This is a genomic window from Arthrobacter sp. PTI12, assembly GCF_056679915.1.
Genome location: NZ_CM155256.1, coordinates 190,360 through 207,191 on the forward strand (window position 1 = coordinate 190,360; position 16,832 = coordinate 207,191).

16 protein-coding genes are annotated in these 16,832 nt (G+C 62.9%); 7 read left to right on the top strand and 9 right to left on the bottom strand.

What is annotated here, in order from left to right:
* Positions 1-10: 10 nt before the first annotated feature.
* From AC1MBU_RS00900 to AC1MBU_RS00915, 4 genes are read left to right on the top strand one after another with little or no spacing between them, the layout of a single operon-like run.
* The gene (locus AC1MBU_RS00900; protein WP_479788191.1) at positions 11-1,453 is read left to right on the top strand and encodes a rhamnulokinase; all 1,443 of its coding nucleotides are present in this window, start codon (positions 11-13) and stop codon (positions 1,451-1,453) included.
* 13 nt (positions 1,454-1,466) lie between these two features.
* Entirely contained in the window at positions 1,467-2,576 is a 1,110-nt protein-coding gene (locus tag AC1MBU_RS00905; RefSeq protein WP_479788194.1) for a Gfo/Idh/MocA family protein, read from the top strand.
* Positions 2,569-3,474 (top strand): DUF6807 domain-containing protein, encoded by a 906-nt coding sequence (locus tag AC1MBU_RS00910; RefSeq protein WP_471672396.1) that lies wholly within the window; start codon positions 2,569-2,571, stop codon positions 3,472-3,474. Before AC1MBU_RS00905 ends, AC1MBU_RS00910 begins: the two co-directional genes overlap by 8 nt.
* A 41-nt stretch (positions 3,475-3,515) precedes the next feature.
* Positions 3,516-4,205: a cupin domain-containing protein gene (locus AC1MBU_RS00915; protein WP_479788196.1), complete on the top strand. Its 690-nt coding sequence runs from the start codon at positions 3,516-3,518 to the stop codon at positions 4,203-4,205.
* A gap of 99 nt (positions 4,206-4,304) precedes the next feature.
* Here the strand turns inward: AC1MBU_RS00915 and AC1MBU_RS00920 are convergent, their stop codons facing one another.
* Positions 4,305-4,814 (bottom strand): septum formation family protein, encoded by a 510-nt coding sequence (locus AC1MBU_RS00920; RefSeq protein WP_277359860.1) that lies wholly within the window; start codon positions 4,812-4,814, stop codon positions 4,305-4,307.
* Positions 4,815-4,947: 133 nt separating this feature from the next.
* Here AC1MBU_RS00920 and AC1MBU_RS00925 point away from each other — a divergent pair, with 133 nt between their 5' ends.
* Positions 4,948-5,865: an EamA family transporter gene (locus tag AC1MBU_RS00925; protein WP_479788199.1), complete on the top strand. Its 918-nt coding sequence runs from the start codon at positions 4,948-4,950 to the stop codon at positions 5,863-5,865.
* Here the strand turns inward: AC1MBU_RS00925 and AC1MBU_RS00930 are convergent.
* From AC1MBU_RS00930 to AC1MBU_RS00960, 7 genes are all read right to left on the bottom strand, one after another.
* Entirely contained in the window at positions 5,862-7,190 is a 1,329-nt protein-coding gene (locus AC1MBU_RS00930) for a hemolysin family protein (RefSeq protein ID WP_479788200.1), read from the bottom strand. The genes AC1MBU_RS00925 and AC1MBU_RS00930 overlap by 4 nt on opposite strands.
* Positions 7,191-7,218: 28 nt before the next feature.
* Entirely contained in the window at positions 7,219-7,497 is a 279-nt protein-coding gene (locus AC1MBU_RS00935; protein WP_479788202.1) for a hypothetical protein, read from the bottom strand.
* 94 nt (positions 7,498-7,591) lie between these two features.
* Entirely contained in the window at positions 7,592-8,473 is an 882-nt protein-coding gene (locus AC1MBU_RS00940) for a phytanoyl-CoA dioxygenase family protein (protein WP_479788203.1), read from the bottom strand.
* A gap of 25 nt (positions 8,474-8,498) precedes the next feature.
* On the bottom strand, positions 8,499-9,494 hold the full coding sequence (locus AC1MBU_RS00945; RefSeq protein ID WP_479788204.1) for a glycoside hydrolase family 43 protein: 996 nt from the start codon (positions 9,492-9,494) through the stop codon (positions 8,499-8,501).
* A complete protein-coding gene (locus tag AC1MBU_RS00950) occupies positions 9,491-10,378 on the bottom strand; it encodes a carbohydrate ABC transporter permease (RefSeq protein WP_479788205.1) in 888 nt (295 codons plus the stop codon). Before AC1MBU_RS00950 ends, AC1MBU_RS00945 begins: the two co-directional genes overlap by 4 nt.
* Complete coding sequence (locus AC1MBU_RS00955; protein WP_479788206.1) at positions 10,375-11,214, bottom strand: carbohydrate ABC transporter permease; 840 nt, start codon at positions 11,212-11,214, stop codon at positions 10,375-10,377. Before AC1MBU_RS00955 ends, AC1MBU_RS00950 begins: the two co-directional genes overlap by 4 nt.
* A gap of 145 nt (positions 11,215-11,359) precedes the next feature.
* Complete coding sequence (locus AC1MBU_RS00960; RefSeq protein WP_479788207.1) at positions 11,360-12,676, bottom strand: ABC transporter substrate-binding protein; 1,317 nt, start codon at positions 12,674-12,676, stop codon at positions 11,360-11,362.
* Between the two features lie 217 nt (positions 12,677-12,893).
* On the opposite strand from AC1MBU_RS00960, the gene AC1MBU_RS00965 reads away from it, so the two are divergent.
* Entirely contained in the window at positions 12,894-13,913 is a 1,020-nt protein-coding gene (locus AC1MBU_RS00965; protein ID WP_479788208.1) for a LacI family DNA-binding transcriptional regulator, read from the top strand.
* An 80-nt stretch (positions 13,914-13,993) separates the two neighbouring features.
* Positions 13,994-15,820, top strand: a complete 1,827-nt coding sequence (locus AC1MBU_RS00970; RefSeq protein ID WP_479788209.1) for a glycoside hydrolase family 2 protein — start codon at positions 13,994-13,996, stop codon at positions 15,818-15,820.
* 123 nt (positions 15,821-15,943) lie between these two features.
* Here the strand turns inward: AC1MBU_RS00970 and AC1MBU_RS00975 are convergent, their stop codons facing one another.
* Positions 15,944-16,774, bottom strand: a complete 831-nt coding sequence (locus AC1MBU_RS00975) for a DUF1206 domain-containing protein (protein ID WP_277357473.1) — start codon at positions 16,772-16,774, stop codon at positions 15,944-15,946.
* Between the last annotated feature and the right edge of the window lie 58 nt (positions 16,775-16,832).

A 16,832-nucleotide genomic window follows, 5' to 3' on the forward strand; every position in this document is an offset into this window, starting at 1 on the left:
TCGGCTCAGCATGAAGTCGGTCTACGCAGCCGTCGATATCGGTGCCTCATCCGGCCGGGTTATCCTCGGCCGGATGGGCACCGACGGCCCGTCACTTGAGGTCATCCATCGTTTCCCGAACGGCGTGCAGGAAACCGACGGCGCCCTCCGCTGGGACATCGACGCCCTCTTCGTGGAGGTGCTGCACGGCCTCACCCTCGCCCGCGAACTCACAGACGCAAAGGGCGAACGGGTGGTGAGCATCGGCGTCGACACCTGGGCCGTGGACTACGGCCTGGTGAACGACGACGGCGCTCTCGCCTCCCAGCCGCACAGTTACCGTGACTCGCGCACGACTGGGGTTCTCGATCGGGTGCACGGAGAGGTTCCGTTCGACCGGCTGTATGAAACCACCGGCCTGCAGTTCCTCCCGTTCAATACCGTCTATCAACTGGCGGCCGAGCCGTCCCTTGAGAACGTCCAGGCACTGCTGATTCCGGACCTGCTGGGCTTCTGGCTGACCGGGAAGCGCCGGACCGAGATCACAAACGCCTCGACCACCGGGCTTCTGGACGCCTCGACCGGCAACTTCTCAAGCCACCTTCTCGATGCCCTCGACATTCCGCGGAGAATCTTCCCGACGCTGATGGAACCGGGGGAAACGCTGGGCACCCTGCTGGCCTCCATCACCGAACGGACAGGGCTGGATTCCGCCACCACGGTCATCGCCGTGGGCTCCCACGACACAGCATCCGCCGTGGCCGCAGTGCCCGCGGGAGTAGACAACTTTGCCTACATCTCCTCGGGCACCTGGTCGCTGGTGGGGGTGGAGCTGTCGGAGCCGATCCTCACCGAAGCCGGCCGTGCCGCCAACTTCACGAATGAACGCGGCGTTGACGGCACCATCCGGTACCTGCGCAACTGCGGCGGACTGTGGCTGCTCCAGGAGTGCCTGCGTGAGTGGGGGCGATCCGTGACCCTCGAGCAAGTTCTCGCTGAGGCTGCCGAGCTGCCCGCCGGCGGTCCACGAATCGACGCCGATTCCGACGACTTCATCGCGCCGGAGAACATGCCACACCGCATCCGCAGCGCGGCGGGCGAAGCGCTTGAGTCTCCTGCCGCCGTCGTTCGCTGCATTTTGGACAGCCTCGCGCAGGTGTATGCACGCACGCTCGAGCAGGCGGCAGAACTTAGCGGTAAGCCGATCGACGTCGTACACATTGTCGGCGGCGGTTCGCAGAACCGGCTGCTGTGCCAGCTCACCGCGGACGCCACGGGGCTTCCCGTTCTTGCCGGGCCGGTGGAGGCCACGGCCCTTGGCAACGTGCTGGTTCAAGCGCGTGCCGACGGCGCACTGGGCGCGGGAGCTCTCGGGACGGGGGCCACGCTGGACGACATCCGTACCGCCGTCCGTAGCACAGCCCAGACCACGCGTTATGAACCTTCCCGACAAACCGAAACAGCACTGACCTAGCAAAGGATTCACAGTGGCAGTTCGCACCAGACCCGTCCGCACCGCCGTCGTTGGAGCAGGAGGCATCGCGCAGGGGCAGCACCTTCCCGGGCTGCGCGTCCTCGGCGATCGGGTGGACATCGCAGCCATCGTCGACATGGACGGCGACCGGGCGCGGGAAGTTGCAGCAGAGTGGGGCGCGCCTTCCTCCTTCACCTCCGTGGCCGCGATGCTGGAGGAGGTGCAGCCGGATCTCGTGCTGGTGTGCACGCCGCCCGGCTCGCACACTGACGCGGTCATCCGCTCGCTCGACGCCGGAGCCTCAGTCTGGTGCGAAAAGCCGCCGACCCTTTCCCTGGCCGAGTATGACGCAATCCTCGAGCACGAAAGCGCCGCGGGCCCGTATGCGTCCTACGTCTTTCAGCACCGCTTCGGCTCAGCAGCGCGAACGCTGCGGTCGCAGATCGCTGCCGGTGATCTCGGGGCTCCTTTGGTGGGCATCTGCCACACGCTCTGGTACCGGGATACCGCCTATTACGACGTCGCGTGGCGGGGTAAGTGGGAAACCGAGGGCGGTGGACCCGCCATGGGCCACGGCATCCACCAGATGGACCTGCTGCTGTCCCTGCTGGGCGACTGGACCGAAATCAGCGCGACCATGGCGACCCTGGGCCGTGATGTTGAGACCGAGGACGTCTCCTTTGCACACGTCACGTTCGAAAGCGGAGCGATCGTATCGGTGGTGAACAGCGTGCTGTCGCCGCGGGAGACCAGCTACCTGCGGTTCGACTTCGCCGATGCCACCGTGGAGGTGGAGCACCTCTACGGGTACGACAATTCGCACTGGAAATGGACGCCGGCTCCGCACGTTGATACGGACGCAGTGAGCTCCTGGGCGCCGACGCGAAACTTCGCCAGCTCACACGCTGTGCAGTTGGAGGAACTCGTGTCCTCCCTCGAGCGCGGTGAGCGCCCCGCGGCTTCCGGTCACGACGGACGGCGGGTGCTTGAACTGATTGCGGGCCTGTACCAGTCAGCGATTACTGGCCGACGAGTGCAGCGCAGCGAGCTGACCCGGGAGAATCCGTTCTACTGGTCGATGAACGGTGCTTCCGCCACATTGAAGGAGACACTCGATGCCTGAACTGCAGCTACGCCGTCCATCCAACAGCGAGCTGGTGATTTCCTGCGGCGCCGTTGACCTGGCGACGTACGTGTTCATCCCGCCTGCCACCCGCTCGGAGGCACCGAAACCGTACCTGCACCCGCTGCGCACCCTGAGCGGTGCGCCGCTTACGGGTTTCCGCCCGTGGGATCACCGCTGGCACAAGGGCCTGCAGATGACCTGGTCCCATGTTTCGGGGCAGAACTTCTGGGGCGGACCAACGTTCTCTCCGGAGACGGACTACCAGTGGCGGGACAACCTCGGTTCGATCGAACACGAGGGGTTCCCCGGGCTCTCCGCCTCGCCCGACCGAGTCTCACTGGGTGAAGCCCTGACCTGGCGCAACTCCGCCGGTGAGCGTTGGCTCTCGGAGCAGCGCGAGACCGTCTTCTCCAGCGTCGATGTGCAGGAGCAGTCCTGGCAGTTGGACTTCACCACGGAACTGACCAACATCTCCGAGCGATCGCTTGATCTTGGCAGCCCTACCACCCATGGCCGCGCCAACGCCGGGTACACCGGGTTCTTCTGGCGGGGCCCGCGCAGCTGGACCGGTTGCTCGATCTTCGGTCCCGATGGTGCCGAGGGTGAAGCGATGATGGGCACCTCTGCGCCCTGGATTGCCCTCGCCGGGCAGAATGACGAGCTCGACGGCGGTGCCACCATCGTGGCGCTGGCCGGGACGTCGTCGTCGTCGGTTCCGTTAAAGTGGTTCGTGCGTAGCGAGCCGTTTGCTGCGTTGTCGCCCTCCCCCGCCTTCGACGAGGAAATTACGCTGGCGCCTGGGGAGTCGCTTCGCCTGCAGCACCGGTACGTCTTCGTGGACCGGATCTGCGAGCGCGACGACATCGAGCGGATCGCGAAGGGCGCCTCCCTGTGAGCGGATCGCCGCGGCTCCCTCTCTTCCCGGGATCGGTCGGCATGAGCGACCTGCGGGTGTACGAGTGGGAGACCGACGACGGCCACCACGGCGGGACGCCGCACCTGCACACTGTGTCCAACGAGGGTTACGTGGTGATCGGCGGATCAGGTGAGGTTCACACCCTCTCTTCGGAGGGCTATGCGCGGGATCCGCTGAGTGCCGGATCGGTGCTGTGGTTCAGCCCGGGGACGGTGCACCGGCTCATCAACACAGGGGACCTCCGCATCCTCACGGTCATGCAGAACTCAGGGCTGCCGGAGGCCGGCGACGCTGTGCTGACGTTTCCGCTCGAGATCGTTTCCGACGCCGAAAGGTACCGGTCAGCGGTCACGTTGCCTGAGGGCACCGAGGCGGAGCGCGGCGAGGCGGCCCGCCGTCGCCGTGATCTGGCGATCAAGGGCTATGCGGAGTTGCTTGCTGGATTGGAGGAAGGCGACCGCCGACCGCTCGATGCGTTCTACGCCGCAGCCTCCGCACTGGTGCAGCCCCGAGTGGAGGAGTGGACGAAGCTGTGGACGGACACGGTGCTTGCCGATGTCGAGACAACCCGGTCCCAGTTGGCAGCCCTTGCGGAAGGGGACGCTTCGCACCTGGGTGATGCCGCCGTCGTGCGTGCCGTGCCGAGGCCTGAGCCGCGAGCCTTCGGAATGTGCGGGCGCCTGGGGATCTGGGACGCCGACCGGCGCTGAACCCTGCGCATCGCTACCGCAAAAGTGCCGGTAACCGGCAGGATCGTGGGGACGCCCCCACGATCCTGACAATCACCGGCGCGTTTGCGTGCTAAGACGTTATCGCCCGGAACCCTTCATGCTTCCGGTGAGCAGCTCGCCTTCATCGCCGCTGACGAGGCACAGGATCTCGCGGTCACCGTCGAACGCCCAACTGGCCTTTGTCGGCGTGAAGGATTCGAAATAGAGCGACGACTCCTCGTACTCCGTTCCTATGAACCCGGGGAATTCGTTGTAACAGAACTCTTCTGCCAGAGCGACGATCTCGGAGTCGCCGGGAAAATCACCGTCGGGAAGATCGGTTGTGGCGTACGCTTCCAGGTCGTGCTCGCTGCTGCACGGCAGCACCGTGATCTCGGAGAAGCTGTAGCTTTCCTCCTCGGAGGCCTTTTCCTGTTCCTTTGGGTAGTTTGCGCAGTCGCCCACGCCGATGTTCATGGCGTCAAACTCCGCCGGCGCCGTCACCTGACCGGATTCATCGCGCTCAACCACGCCGGTATCCAGCGAGTAGCAGCCTGTAACGCCGAAGATGGCGCAGAAGGACAGCACCACTAGTGCCTTGCTTTTCATGATTCCCCCGAGAGATGCCGTGCGAACGAATTGAGAATAGAGCCCGACGGCGGCTTGAGACCCCTTCTGCGGGAAGACACGCCGGGAATGTTTGCGTGGATAGGCTTATCCGCATGACGCCGAGCGAGCAGCAGTGACCCACCATCCGGGTGCCGGCATCGGCGCCGTGTTTGTCCTGATCGCGGCGGTGCTGTGGGGAACCACCGGCACCGTTGCCAGCTTCGCGCCAGGCGTCGGCCCGCTCGCTATCGGCGCGGCGGCAATGGGGGTCGGCGGCCTGCTTCAGGCAGCCCTCGCCGGACCGGGGCTGGTCCGCGCCCGCCACGAATTACGACGGCGGTGGCCCACCATCGCGCTCGGCGGAGTCGCCGTAGCTGTGTACCCCCTCGCCTTCTACAGCTCCATGCGATTGGCCGGTGTTGCCGTGGGTACCGTCATTTCAATCGGCTCGGCGCCCATCGCGTCGGCGGTCATCGAACGCGTCATTGACGGGCACCGGTTGACGCGGCGCTGGGCGGTGGGTGCCGGCGTCGGGCTGGTGGGAGTAGTGCTGCTTACCTTCGTGGAGCCGGCGCAGGACACGGGTGCAGGCAACACCACTGCCGGGATTTTGCTGGGGCTGCTCGCCGGGGTCACGTACGCGCTGTACTCGTGGGCGGCACACCGGACTATGCAGCGGGGCGTGCGTTCCGGGGTTGCAATGGGTGCGATCTTCGGGGCGGGCGGTGTGTTGTTGATGCCGGTGCTTTTCCTCACCGGCGCGCCGCTGCTTGAGTCCTGGCACAACTTTGCCGTCGGCGCCTACATGGCGCTGGTGCCCATGTTCCTGGGCTACGTCTTCTTCGGGCTCGGCCTCGCGCGGGTCATGGCAAGCACGGCGACCACGCTGTCCTTGGCGGAACCGGTCGTGGCGGCGATGCTGGCCGTCGTCATTGTGGGTGAAAGGCTGCCGGCGGCAGGGTGGATTGGCGTTGGACTCGTGATTGCGAGCCTCGCCGTCCTCACCGTGCCTGCGCGGCGCACTGTCCGCACAGCGGTTGGTGTTCCCTAGGAACCCTCTGATGAATCCTTGGACTCGTCCGGCGCTTCACTACGGGTGACACGGACACGTTCGATCCGGTGGCTCGCCATCTCCGCCGCTTCGAAACGCAGTCCCTCGATTTCTACGCTATCGCCGGTCTTCGGCATTCTGCCAAGCCGGTCAAGAACCAGGCCGGCAAGCGTCTCATATTGGCCGTCGTCGGGAAGGTCCACGCCGATCTCCTCGGAAGCCTCTTCGATGATCAGACCGCCGTCCAACACGACGCTGCCACCGTCACTGAGCGTGTGCCGCGCGGACGCGTCAGCCTTCTCGTCGTCGTACTCGTCATAGATTTCTCCGACGAGTTCTTCGAGGAGGTCCTCAAGCGTGGCAATGCCATCAGTGCCTCCGTATTCATCGACGACGAGGGCTATGTGGTGCCCTCCTCCACGCATCTGGCTGAGTGTGGGCAGAATTCGGTTCGAACCCGGCACAGCGAGGATCGGCCGGGCAATCGACGCTATGGCATCACCGCCCGACCCTTCGTGGCTGAGGAGGTCGCGGATATGAATGAAACCAACGACGTCGTCGATGGACTCCCGGTACACCGGGTATCGCGTGTAGGGAAGGTCACGGATTGCCGCAGCAGCTTCACTTAACGGCATGGTCTCAGCGAGGAATTCAACGTCAGTGCGCGGTCGCTTCACCTCGTCGATCAGGCGGTCTCCGACGCTGAAAGCATCAGAGAGGATCTGACGGTGTTCCCTCCGCAGATCCGGGGTTTCCTGAACCAGCTGCCGCAGTTCCGCGGCGGTGTACTCCTCGGTGGTGGCATTCGGATCCCCGCCGACGAGCTTCACGACGGAGTTGGTGGACACCGAGAGCAGCCAGATCACGGGGCGCATCACTCGCGCGAACATGTTGAGCGGAGGCGCCAGGACCCTCGTGAAGCCGACGGCGCGCTGCATGGCCAGTCGTTTGGGAGCGAGCTCACCCAGGACGAGGGACAGGTAGGCGATGACCAGGGTCATCAGAATCAGGGCAACCGTGTCGGCAGTGCCGTCCGGTATGCCGATGTTGATGAGCAGCGGCGCGAGATCGGGGGCAAGAGTCGAGGCGCCGTAGGCCGACGAGAAAAATCCTGCAAGCGTGACGCCGATCTGCACGGCGGAGAGAAAAAGATTCGGGTTGCGAACCAGTTTGGCTGTCCTCATGCCGCTGGGCCCGGACTCCTCGATGCGCTTGATCTGGCCCTCGCGAAGATTGACGATGGCCATCTCGGTGCCTGCGAAAACGCCGCCTATCAGCACGAAAACGAGAACCAGCAGGGCATTCAGGAGAGTGTCGGTATCCACAACGCCACTCTATCCGTGGCGACTCGGCCTACTTCGGTTGTTCAGCCACAGCGAAGATGTACTCCACGCCGGCGGCAGCGGCCGGGTCCCCGCTGAAGGTGATGAAGTAGCCGGGCTCCGGCACAGACACGTTGAACCAGGTGGGACCACCACACGCAAAGCCCGTCATGCCCTCGCTGCGGGCCTGAGAGGTGTAGGAGAAGGTCAGCCGGTCCGTTCCGCGGCACTGGGCGTGGACGAGGTACTCGGCAGTGTCTTTCGATTCCTCGCCCACCGCGGCGGATACAGCCGAGCACGAGCTCAGCACGAGCGCTGCTCCGCCCCACGCTGCCGCAGCAACTAATCGGGCAGGTGTGTGTCCCCCCCAAGTTTCCCCACTCGCTAACCCTCTCAGCTCCGCATTATGCCTCGCCCATCATGAGCCCTTCGATGGAGTGTTTCTGAGTGATCGGTGTCAGTTCGTCTACAACTGGGCAGGCAAGGTGGTACCGCACCCGCTGGGGGAGACTGTCGAAGAATCGTTTGGTAACTGCCATGTCATGGTGCTCAGCGTTCCCAGCTCCGGGGGCATCCACGCCGAGCACGAGGACGGGTCTGGACTTCTGCGAGTAGTTTTTCGTACCGCGATGTATGGTCAACGCCGACCGTGCGGAGATATCCCCCATCTTCGGGTACTTTCGCTGTGCCAGCCCATCGTACCGGCTGTACGCCGATTTCGGAGGAAACATGTCATGTTCAAAGCCGACAGGGAGATCCCATTGTGTGGTCGGCGCAACCTCAAACGGGCCCATGTCCTCGTCCGTGTCGACTGCGGTTGCGTTGAAGGCCAGCGACGTCAGTCTCTTGTTCACACGGGTCTCCTCCGGCATCGGAAAATCCCTGTGCCAGGGCTGGTTCATGGCACCGGGGCCGGGGACGTCGAATCCCAGTTCGACGAACTGGTAGTCCGGGCCGAGAACTGATTCACAGACCATACGGACCCATGGGTGATCGACCAGTTCCACCCACCCCCGGAACTGCTCCGGGTGGATTTCAACGTAGTGCCGCTTCGGGCCTCGACCAACCGCACCACCGGGTCTGGACAGTGCCTCCTGGTAGGCAATGTCGATGTCTTCATGAAGCTGGGCGGCCCAGTGGCGGGAGAAAGCCCCTTTTCGGGCGATTACACCGTCCATGTATAACCCGGTGACGGCGTCAACAGTTTCCTCATCGGCACCTTCAGGAACCGGGATTTGCACGTCCCCTACATTGTTGACTGCCTCGTTCACTGCTTCCTCTTTCATCTATGATCTTGTTCGAATCCAGGAGCTAGTCGTTGAGCACGACGCGGGGCATCAATCCGTCCCACTCGATGGGCGCGGTATACATGCCCCGGTAGGTGAAGGCCGGATCCCACGCATGGAACACGAGGTAGTCGGATGCGTCCGGTCCGGCTACCACGTCCTGGCCCCCGGGACCCATGTACCGGAATTCTGAGGACTGGGTCGAGAGGATCGGCTCATCGCTTTTATCCCACGGCCCATCAAGGGTTGCGGCGGTTGCCACTCCGACGTTGTACCGGTCATCCGCGTAGGAATTGCTTGAATACAACAGCGCATAACCACCATCCCGTGGCACAACCGTCGGCGCCTCCACCAGATCGCCTTCCCACTCCAGGGTCTGCTTGATCAGCTTCTGTGGTTCGCCCGTGAGGGTGAGACCGTCGGCGCTCAGCGGTGCGGTCTGGATCCAGGTGTCCAGTCCACAGCAGTTGCCGTCGTTCTTCCACACGAGGTGGAGACCGTCGTCGTCGGTAAAGGTGCTGGCATCGATTGCACCGCCCTCGTCCTCGGGGCAAACGAGCATCCCGTCCCCCTGCACCTCGAAGGGGCCCAGCGGATCAATAGCCGTGGCGACCCCGATGCACTGCAGCGCCGGGTCGAAGTTCGTTGCCGTGAAGTAAAGAACGTAGTTGCCCTCGGATACTTCGGTAACTTCCGGCGCCCAGGTCTTTCCGGGAATCACCCACGAGGGCAGGTCCGGCAGGGCGTCCGCGTTGAGGACCGTCCAGTTTTCCAGGTCGGTGGATTGCGCAACCTGAACGTTCTTCGCGTTGTCCTCGGTGGCGTACGCGTAGTACGTGTCACCGACCTTCAGCACGTCCGGATCCGGGAAGTTCCGGTCAATGACCGGCTCCGCGGCGGGGCTGTCCTCAGTTGGTGTGGAGGATCCGCCCGGACCAGACGATCCGGCACAGGCGCCCAGAGCGAGCGCCGCCAGTGCTGCGCCAGCACCAAGGAACTGCGCGCGCAGGCTGCGCCTCAACCTTTGACCCCGGACCGCGAGACTCCCTCGATGATGAACCGCTGGAGGAAGACGAACAGGGCAAGCACCGGAACGCTGGCCACCACCGCACCGGCCATCAGGAGGTCATACCGCACCGAGTTGGCGGACTGCAGAGTCGAAAGTCCCGCCGGCAGCGTCTGTACGTCAGGGCTGAACAGGACGTAGACAGGCCACAGGAAGTCATTCCAATTCGCAAGGAAGGCAAGAAGCGCCAGGGTTGCCATAGCCGGTTTGGCCAGGGGAAGAATGATCTTTGTGAACATCTCCCACCGGTTGGCACCGTCGAGTCTCGCAGCTTCTTCCAGGTCCTCTGGGAGGGAGATGAAGAACTGCCGCATGAAGAACACACCGAAAGCGGAAGCGGCTGTCGGCACAATGATCGCGACCAGCGAATTCAGCCAGCCGAGGTCGCTCACGATGAGGTAGTTCGGGATGACGAGGATGACCGGCGGCACCAGCAAGGTGGCGACGATGACCGCAAACACGATGCCCTTGCCCCTGAAATTCATGCGGGCCAGCGGGTAGGCGGCAAGCGAAGCTGTCACCACCACAAGAACCGAATGCACTGCGGCTGCCACCATGCTGTTGATGAACCACCGCAAGACGGGCGTGTTGGTGCCGGGAGCGAGAATGCTCTCGTAGGCCTGCAGCGAGAAGGGGTTGGGAATCCAGCTTGGGGGTATCGACGTTGCGTCTCCCCTGGTTTTGAACGAAGTGACAATCATGAAGATGATCGGGCTGATGAAGATGAGGGCCACAAGCCCGAGAAACACCAGTTTGAGGATGGTGCGGCCGCGGTTGGATGGGCGCTTGGCGGCGGCAGCTTCCGTCCGTGCGGGCCGCGCGTCGGTGGAGTGTGTCATTTGCTTACCTTCTTTTCCCGCTTTTCACGGAACAGCCAGAAGACGATCAGACTCAGGACCATCAGGAACACGGTGAGCACGTAACTCATTGCCGCGGCACTGCCCATGGAGAAGTTACGCAATCCGGTTTCGGCAATCTGGTAGATCGCGGTGCGGGTTTCACGGGCAGGGCCACCCTGGGTGATCAGATAGGACTGGCCAAACATGTTCACAGAGGCGATGAGCGTCACTATCGTGACAAAGGAGAGCACAGGGCGCAGGCCCGGAAGCGTCACATTGACGAACTGTTGCCAACTGTTGGCGCCGTCAACCCGGGCAGCCTCATAAAGCTCAGCGGGGATGTCCTGCAATGCCGCGAGGTAGATCACGGCATTGAATCCAAGGGTCCACCAGACCGTCACGCCGACCAGTGCTACCCAGGCAGCGGGTGTGGAGGTTGTCCAGGCGATGTCGTCCGGAAGACCGAGGAGACCAAGGTAGTAATTGACCAGACCGATGTTGTTGTCGAGCAGGTAGCGCCACAAGACTGCGATAACGGCTACGCCCAAGACGTACGGAGCGAAATAAACTGCCCGGAAGAAGTTGCGGCCAGGGAACTTCTTCGCCATAAGCAGCGCTACTGCCAGCGGGATGGTAAGCAGCAGAGGCACGCTGAAGAGTGTGAAGATGCCGGTGGCCTTCATTGATCGCCAGAAGTTCTGCGACTCCGCCGACGCGGGATCAAACAGCTGTGCGTAGTTTCGCGCTCCGACAAATGGCTTCAGTGGCAACGTGTAGTCCCAGGAATGGAGGCTGATCCACGCACCGAACACGATTGGTAGCAGTACAAACGCCACGAAGAGGATCAGATAAGGTCCCAGGAAAAGCCACGGGGTGGCTGGGGCCTGCTTCCTGATTCCTCTGGAGTTTGTCTGGTCCGGGCGGGCGGGTGCCCTCTTCTTTTCGAGGGCACCCGCTTGCTGTGTCGAATTCATGGCTGTGTCAGTTCCCGAATGCGGCTTGGTTTTCTTCCATGAGGGTGGTCGCCTGCTTGGCGGCCTCAGTCAGAGCAGGCTCAGGCTCCTGTTCCCCAAGGATGGCGTTGCTCACCGCGACTTCAAGGGTCTCGGTCTGGACGGTACCGATGCCGGGTACCGGGGGCAGGAAGCGCATGGTGTCGATTTTCTCCGCGATCGCTTCCTGCGGCATGCCGTCAAGAACGCCGCTCTCACGCACCGATTCCCGTGCTGGGATCATGCCGGACTTGGCCCACTCGTCGGAGTTTTCACTCATCCAGGCAATGAAGACCTGCGCGGCGGCCTGCTTGTCGGGGTCCGCAGAAGCCTGGCGAGGGAGGAAGAAATTGTGGGAGTTGGCCCAGACAGCGTCTTCCTCGCCGATTGCCGGGATGGGGACGGCCGCGTAAGGAAGGCCTGAGGCTTCCAGGTCGTTGAGCTGCCAGATGCCATCCCAGGTGATCGAGTTTTCCCCGTTCTTGAACGCAACGTACTGGGAATCGATGGCGACGTCGTCGGGACTATAGCCCTCTTCCACCATTGACCTCATCCACTGAAGTGACTCAACCCCGGCTTCGGAATCAAAGGTTGCGGTGGCCTCTTCCGCGTTATACGGGTCTCCACCGTTCTGCCACAGCAGTGAAAGGTCCATCAGGTGAGCCGGCCACTTCGCCGGCATCCAGAACGGGTTCTCGAAGCCCGCATCCTCAAGCTTGACCAGTGCCTCCTCGAAAGAGGCTGCATCCGTAGGCGCCTCAGTGATTCCGGCTTCTTCGAAGTGCTCGGTGTTGTAGTACATCGCCAGTGAATGGACATCCAGCGGGACGCCGTAGCGCTGGTCCTTGTACACGGCGGCGTTCCATACTTCCTCGGTGAAATCATCAGCAGTAAGTTCGAGTCCGGAGACGAGATTGTCCACCGGAACGATCACGTTACGTGCAGCCATGGTGGCCAACTGGTCGAGATGCATTACGCCGACGTCGGGACCTTCGCCTGCGGTCACCGCCGCCGGAAGTCGCTGGTAGAAGTCCGCCCACTGCATGGTGTTGGAGACAACCGTGATGTTCTCGTGTTCGGCGTTGAAGTCCTCAACCATCTTTTCCATGTACGGGCCGTCACCGCCGGTAAATCCGTTCCAGTAGGAGAGCTCGACTGCCGGTCCGGTGTACTCCCCGGTGAACTCCTGTTCGACCGCCTGCTGTGCGCCCGAACCGCCGCAGGCGGTCAGAGCGAGTAGAGCCACTGCACCAAGGGCGCTGGAGCTCAGGAATCGTTTGCGGAAAGACCGCTTGGGATAGGTCATCTTTGTCCTCCTCGGTAAAACGCTCCACCTTGAGTGTGCGCAACTGGTCTGCACGCCACTGCGGCCTGGGGCTTACCCAGCTACACGGCATCTGGCAAATGTACAGCGCTGTAAACGACGATGTCTAGTGTTGTTTCCCAATCGAGACCTGGCATGCTGCAGCGCCGGGCAACATAACGACTTCGACTAGGGTTAGAGGCTGACAAGAAGGGCAGCGATGAAACGGGTTCGACTGACGGACGTGGCCGAGAGGGCCGGCGTGTCCATGAAGACGGTCTCGAACGTCGTGCATAACTACCCACATGTCGCGCCGGAACTTCGCCGCAAGGTCCAGGCTGCGATCGACGAACTGGGTTACCGGCCCAACCTCACAGCCAGACGCCTCGCCACCGGCAGAACGGGCATGTTGGCCCTGGCCATGCCCGAGATAGACCACCCCTACTTCTCTGAACTGTCCCGGCATATCGCCGAGGAGGCTACCCGCAGGGGTTACCGGGTGATCATCGAACAGACGCTGAGCGATGTCGAGGCCGAACACGCGGTACTCAAGGATCGCGAGGCCGGCTTGGTGGATGGAGTGATCTTCCACCCGGTCCGGATGACCACGCTGGAAATCGCCAGGCTGCATCGGGATACGCCGCTGGTTCTGCTGGGCGAGTCGATCATGCCCGTCACCACTGACCACGTGATGATCGACAACGTCGCGGCTGCCGCGGATGGGGTCCGGCATCTTCTTGCCCTTGGCCGGAAGCGGATCGTCTTCCTCGGAGTGGTTGCACATGACATCACGGGTTCAACAGATCAACGCCTCCTCGGCTACCAGCAGGGCCTGCTTGAAGCGGGCGTGAACCTGAACCCGGATCTGGTGCTCTCCGTACAGGACTTCTCACCTGAGGCCAGCGCTGCCGCGGTGCGTGAGGCACTGGCGAGGGGTCTGCGCTTCGACGGCATCGTATGCCGGGACGACAAATTCGCCATCGGTGCGCTGCAAGCCCTCCGCGATGAGGCGGTCGCAGTTCCGGAGCAGGTTGCAGTTGTCGGCTGGGACGACACCGCCATCGGCTCCTATACGACACCGAGCCTGACGTCCGTCTCTCCAAGCAAGCGCGCGCTGGCGGAGGTTGCCCTTGAGTTGCTCGACGAGCGCATCAAGGGGTATCAGGGGATTGGACGGCACCGGGTCGTACCGCACTCCCTGTCCATCCGCCAGAGCGCACCGGCCCCCACCGCCTCTTAAGCCAGGCAACAGCCAACTTCTTGCTCCTCAAAGAAGGCGAAGACTTTACAGCGCTGTAAAAATGCGTCAGGATTGTCCGCATGTCGAACTCATCCTCCTTCTCCGCCAGCAGCCAAGACGGTAGCTATCCCCGCCCCCAGCTTGTCCGGCGCCACTGGCAGGATCTGTGCGGTGAATGGGATTTCGAGCACGACGACGCCAATGTTGGCCTGCGCGACGCCTGGCACTCGGGCGAGGTGGACTTCCACCGCACCATCACGGTTCCGTTTCCGCCGGAATCCGCCCGGTCCGGGATCGCAGATACCGGATTTCATCCGGTGGTCTGGTACAAGCGCGTCATCAGCCAGGATGATCTGGCCGCCAGCGGACGATTGAACGACGACGACCGCATCCTCCTTCACTTCGGCGCCGTTGATTATCGGGCCAGCGTTTGGTTGAACGGGCAATTGCTCGGCGCCCATGAAGGCGGCCAGACTCCGTTCTCCTTCGATATCACCGAACACACACGGACGACTGACGACGCAGTCCTCGTGGTGCGCGCGGAAGATGATCCGCAGGACGTGTCGCAGCCCCGCGGCAAGCAGGACTGGCTCGAAGACCCGCACGTCATCTGGTACCACCGCACCACCGGCATCTGGCAGCCGGTGTGGCTCGAAGCCGTTCCCGTCACGCATGTGCGCAGTCTGGCCTGGCAGTCAGACGTCCCCGCGGGATCGGTGCAGGTAGACGTGGACCTCCTGAAGGACATCTGTAAGGAAGTGAGCGTCCGGGTTGAGCTCACGCACCGCACGAAGCACCTCGGCACCTACCAGGTCTTCACCAACCAGGACCGCGTCAGCCTGCATTGCGCAATCGCGCACCAGGCAAACGGCCAAGCCTATGAATCCCTGCTCTGGTCACCCGAGCATCCACGCTTGATCGACGCGAGGGTCACTGTGCTGGGTTCCGACGGAGAGGTGCTGGAAGAAATCTGGTCCTACCTCGGCCTGCGCAGCGTCGGCGAAGCGGGCGGACGCTTCCTCCTGAACGACCGCCCCTACTACGTCCGGTCCGTGCTTGAGCAGGGCTACTGGCCCGATTCCCTCCTGGCGGCACCGGACGCTGACGCGTTGCGCACTGAGGTGCAGCTGATTAAGGACCTCGGATTTAACGCCGCCCGCCTTCACGAAAAAGTGGAAGACCCCCGTTTCCTGTACTGGGCTGACCGCTTGGGCCTGCTTGTCTGGGGCGAGATGGGAAGTCCGTTCGAGTTCTCGACCGCATCGGTCCAGCGTGTTACCCGTGAGTGGATGGACGTCGTTGAACGCGACCGGTCCCACCCTTGCATCGTGACCTGGGTTCCGATCAACGAGAGCTGGGGTGTGCAGCAGGTTGCACACAACCGGGCGCAGCTGCACTTTGTCCAGGCGATGTACCACCTCACCAAAGCACTCGACTCCACCCGCTCCGTGGTGTCCAACGACGGTTGGGAGCACGCCGATTCGGATCTGCTGACGATCCACGACTACACCACCACGCACGACGGCCTGCTTGCGAACTACCGGGACGCTGACACCGTCAACGCCCTGATCGACGGCGTTGGGCCGGCTGGACGACGCCTTTTGGCTCTATCCACCGGCATCCGGGACCAACCGGTGATGGTGTCGGAGTTCGGCGGCGTCTCCTATGCCCCGAATAGCTCGATCAGCACCTGGGGCTACTCGACGGTCGAGTCTGCTGAAGGGTTCAGTGATCAGCTCAACAACCTGTTCTCGGCCCTGCATGCCAGCCCCGTCTTGGCCGGGTTCTGCTACACACAACTCACAGACACACTGCAGGAGGCCAACGGGCTGACCGATGAGAACCGGAAGCCCAAACTCCCGATCGAGATCATCCGGCGGATTGTGACAGGAGAGAAAGCTACCTGAGCGGCCGCCCGCTCAGGCAACGGCCTGATCACTCCAACCCCGGCAACTTTCGTGCAGATCCGGTGGCTTCCTACCCCTTCGAAGTCGCCGGACCTGCGCAAAAGTTCCAGAAACGGGTGGGGGCTACATCCGCCCGAACTTCGCCCGCACCAGCGCAAAAATGCCGTAGCAGATAAGACCCACGGCAATGAGGACCAGCAGCGCATCGCCGAAGGGATGGTCCGTCAGCGCTTTCAGGCTTCCATCGAGTCCGGTGGACCGGCTGGGGTCATGGGTGATCACGGCGGCGCCGAACAGGATGCCCACCAGGATGAGGGCAATCCCTTTCGCAACGTGCCCGATGACGCCCAGCACCTCGATGAGGGCCCCGCGGTGCGTGTCTTCGAAGTGCCGAAGCTCAGGCCGGAACTTGCGCGCGAGCCCCTTGAAGACAAAGTAGACACCAATGCCGAAGACGGTGCCGCCTACGGCAAGGATCACGAAGACTCCGAAGGGCGAGCCCATCATCGCGGCGGTGAAATCGCGAGTGGATTCGCTCGAATCGACTTCGCCGCCGAAGGCGAACCGGGCGAAGGTGAAGGCCATGCTGCCGTAGATAATGCTCAGTGATCCGGAAGATATTGTCTTGGAGACCCGTTCCCCGGTGGGCAGGTGGCGGGCGCGCAGGGTCGCTTCGCTCAATTGCCAGGCGGCGAGTCCGAGGCACCCGATCGCGCAGGCCCACATGACCCACGGGCCGGACGTTCCACCAGCCAACTGTTCCAGCGCACCGGTCGGCTCAGCCTCGCCGCTTCCCCCGGACGCGATCTGCAAGGCAATGATGCCGATGAGGATATGGACGACGGCGAGAACCGCGAACCCGAAACGCGCGACGGCGTCGAGCACTGCATGGTCCGACACCTCTTCTGCGGTGTCAGCGGCCTCCCGCGCCCGGGAGTTTTTATCCGTTGACATGCCACGCTCCTGTATTTCCCTGGTATTTCAGGGTACAACCGCGGGTGACGTTCGATGA

What these genes read in the sequence shown, in the direction of transcription:
- AC1MBU_RS00900 (WP_479788191.1), top strand. Translation starts at nt 11, where the DNA reads ATGAAGTCGGTCTACGCAGCCGTCGATATCGGTGCCTCATCCGGCCGG.
- AC1MBU_RS00910 (WP_471672396.1), top strand. Translation starts at nt 2,569, where the DNA reads ATGCCTGAACTGCAGCTACGCCGTCCATCCAACAGCGAGCTGGTGATT.
- AC1MBU_RS00915 (WP_479788196.1), top strand. Translation starts at nt 3,516, where the DNA reads ATGAGCGACCTGCGGGTGTACGAGTGGGAGACCGACGACGGCCACCAC.
- AC1MBU_RS00920 (WP_277359860.1), bottom strand. Translation starts at nt 4,814, where the DNA reads ATGAAAAGCAAGGCACTAGTGGTGCTGTCCTTCTGCGCCATCTTCGGC.
- AC1MBU_RS00940 (WP_479788203.1), bottom strand. Translation starts at nt 8,473, where the DNA reads ATGAAAGAGGAAGCAGTGAACGAGGCAGTCAACAATGTAGGGGACGTG.
- AC1MBU_RS00950 (WP_479788205.1), bottom strand. Translation starts at nt 10,378, where the DNA reads ATGACACACTCCACCGACGCGCGGCCCGCACGGACGGAAGCTGCCGCC.
- AC1MBU_RS00960 (WP_479788207.1), bottom strand. Translation starts at nt 12,676, where the DNA reads ATGACCTATCCCAAGCGGTCTTTCCGCAAACGATTCCTGAGCTCCAGC.
- AC1MBU_RS00965 (WP_479788208.1), top strand. Translation starts at nt 12,894, where the DNA reads ATGAAACGGGTTCGACTGACGGACGTGGCCGAGAGGGCCGGCGTGTCC.
- AC1MBU_RS00970 (WP_479788209.1), top strand. Translation starts at nt 13,994, where the DNA reads ATGTCGAACTCATCCTCCTTCTCCGCCAGCAGCCAAGACGGTAGCTAT.
- AC1MBU_RS00975 (WP_277357473.1), bottom strand. Translation starts at nt 16,774, where the DNA reads ATGTCAACGGATAAAAACTCCCGGGCGCGGGAGGCCGCTGACACCGCA.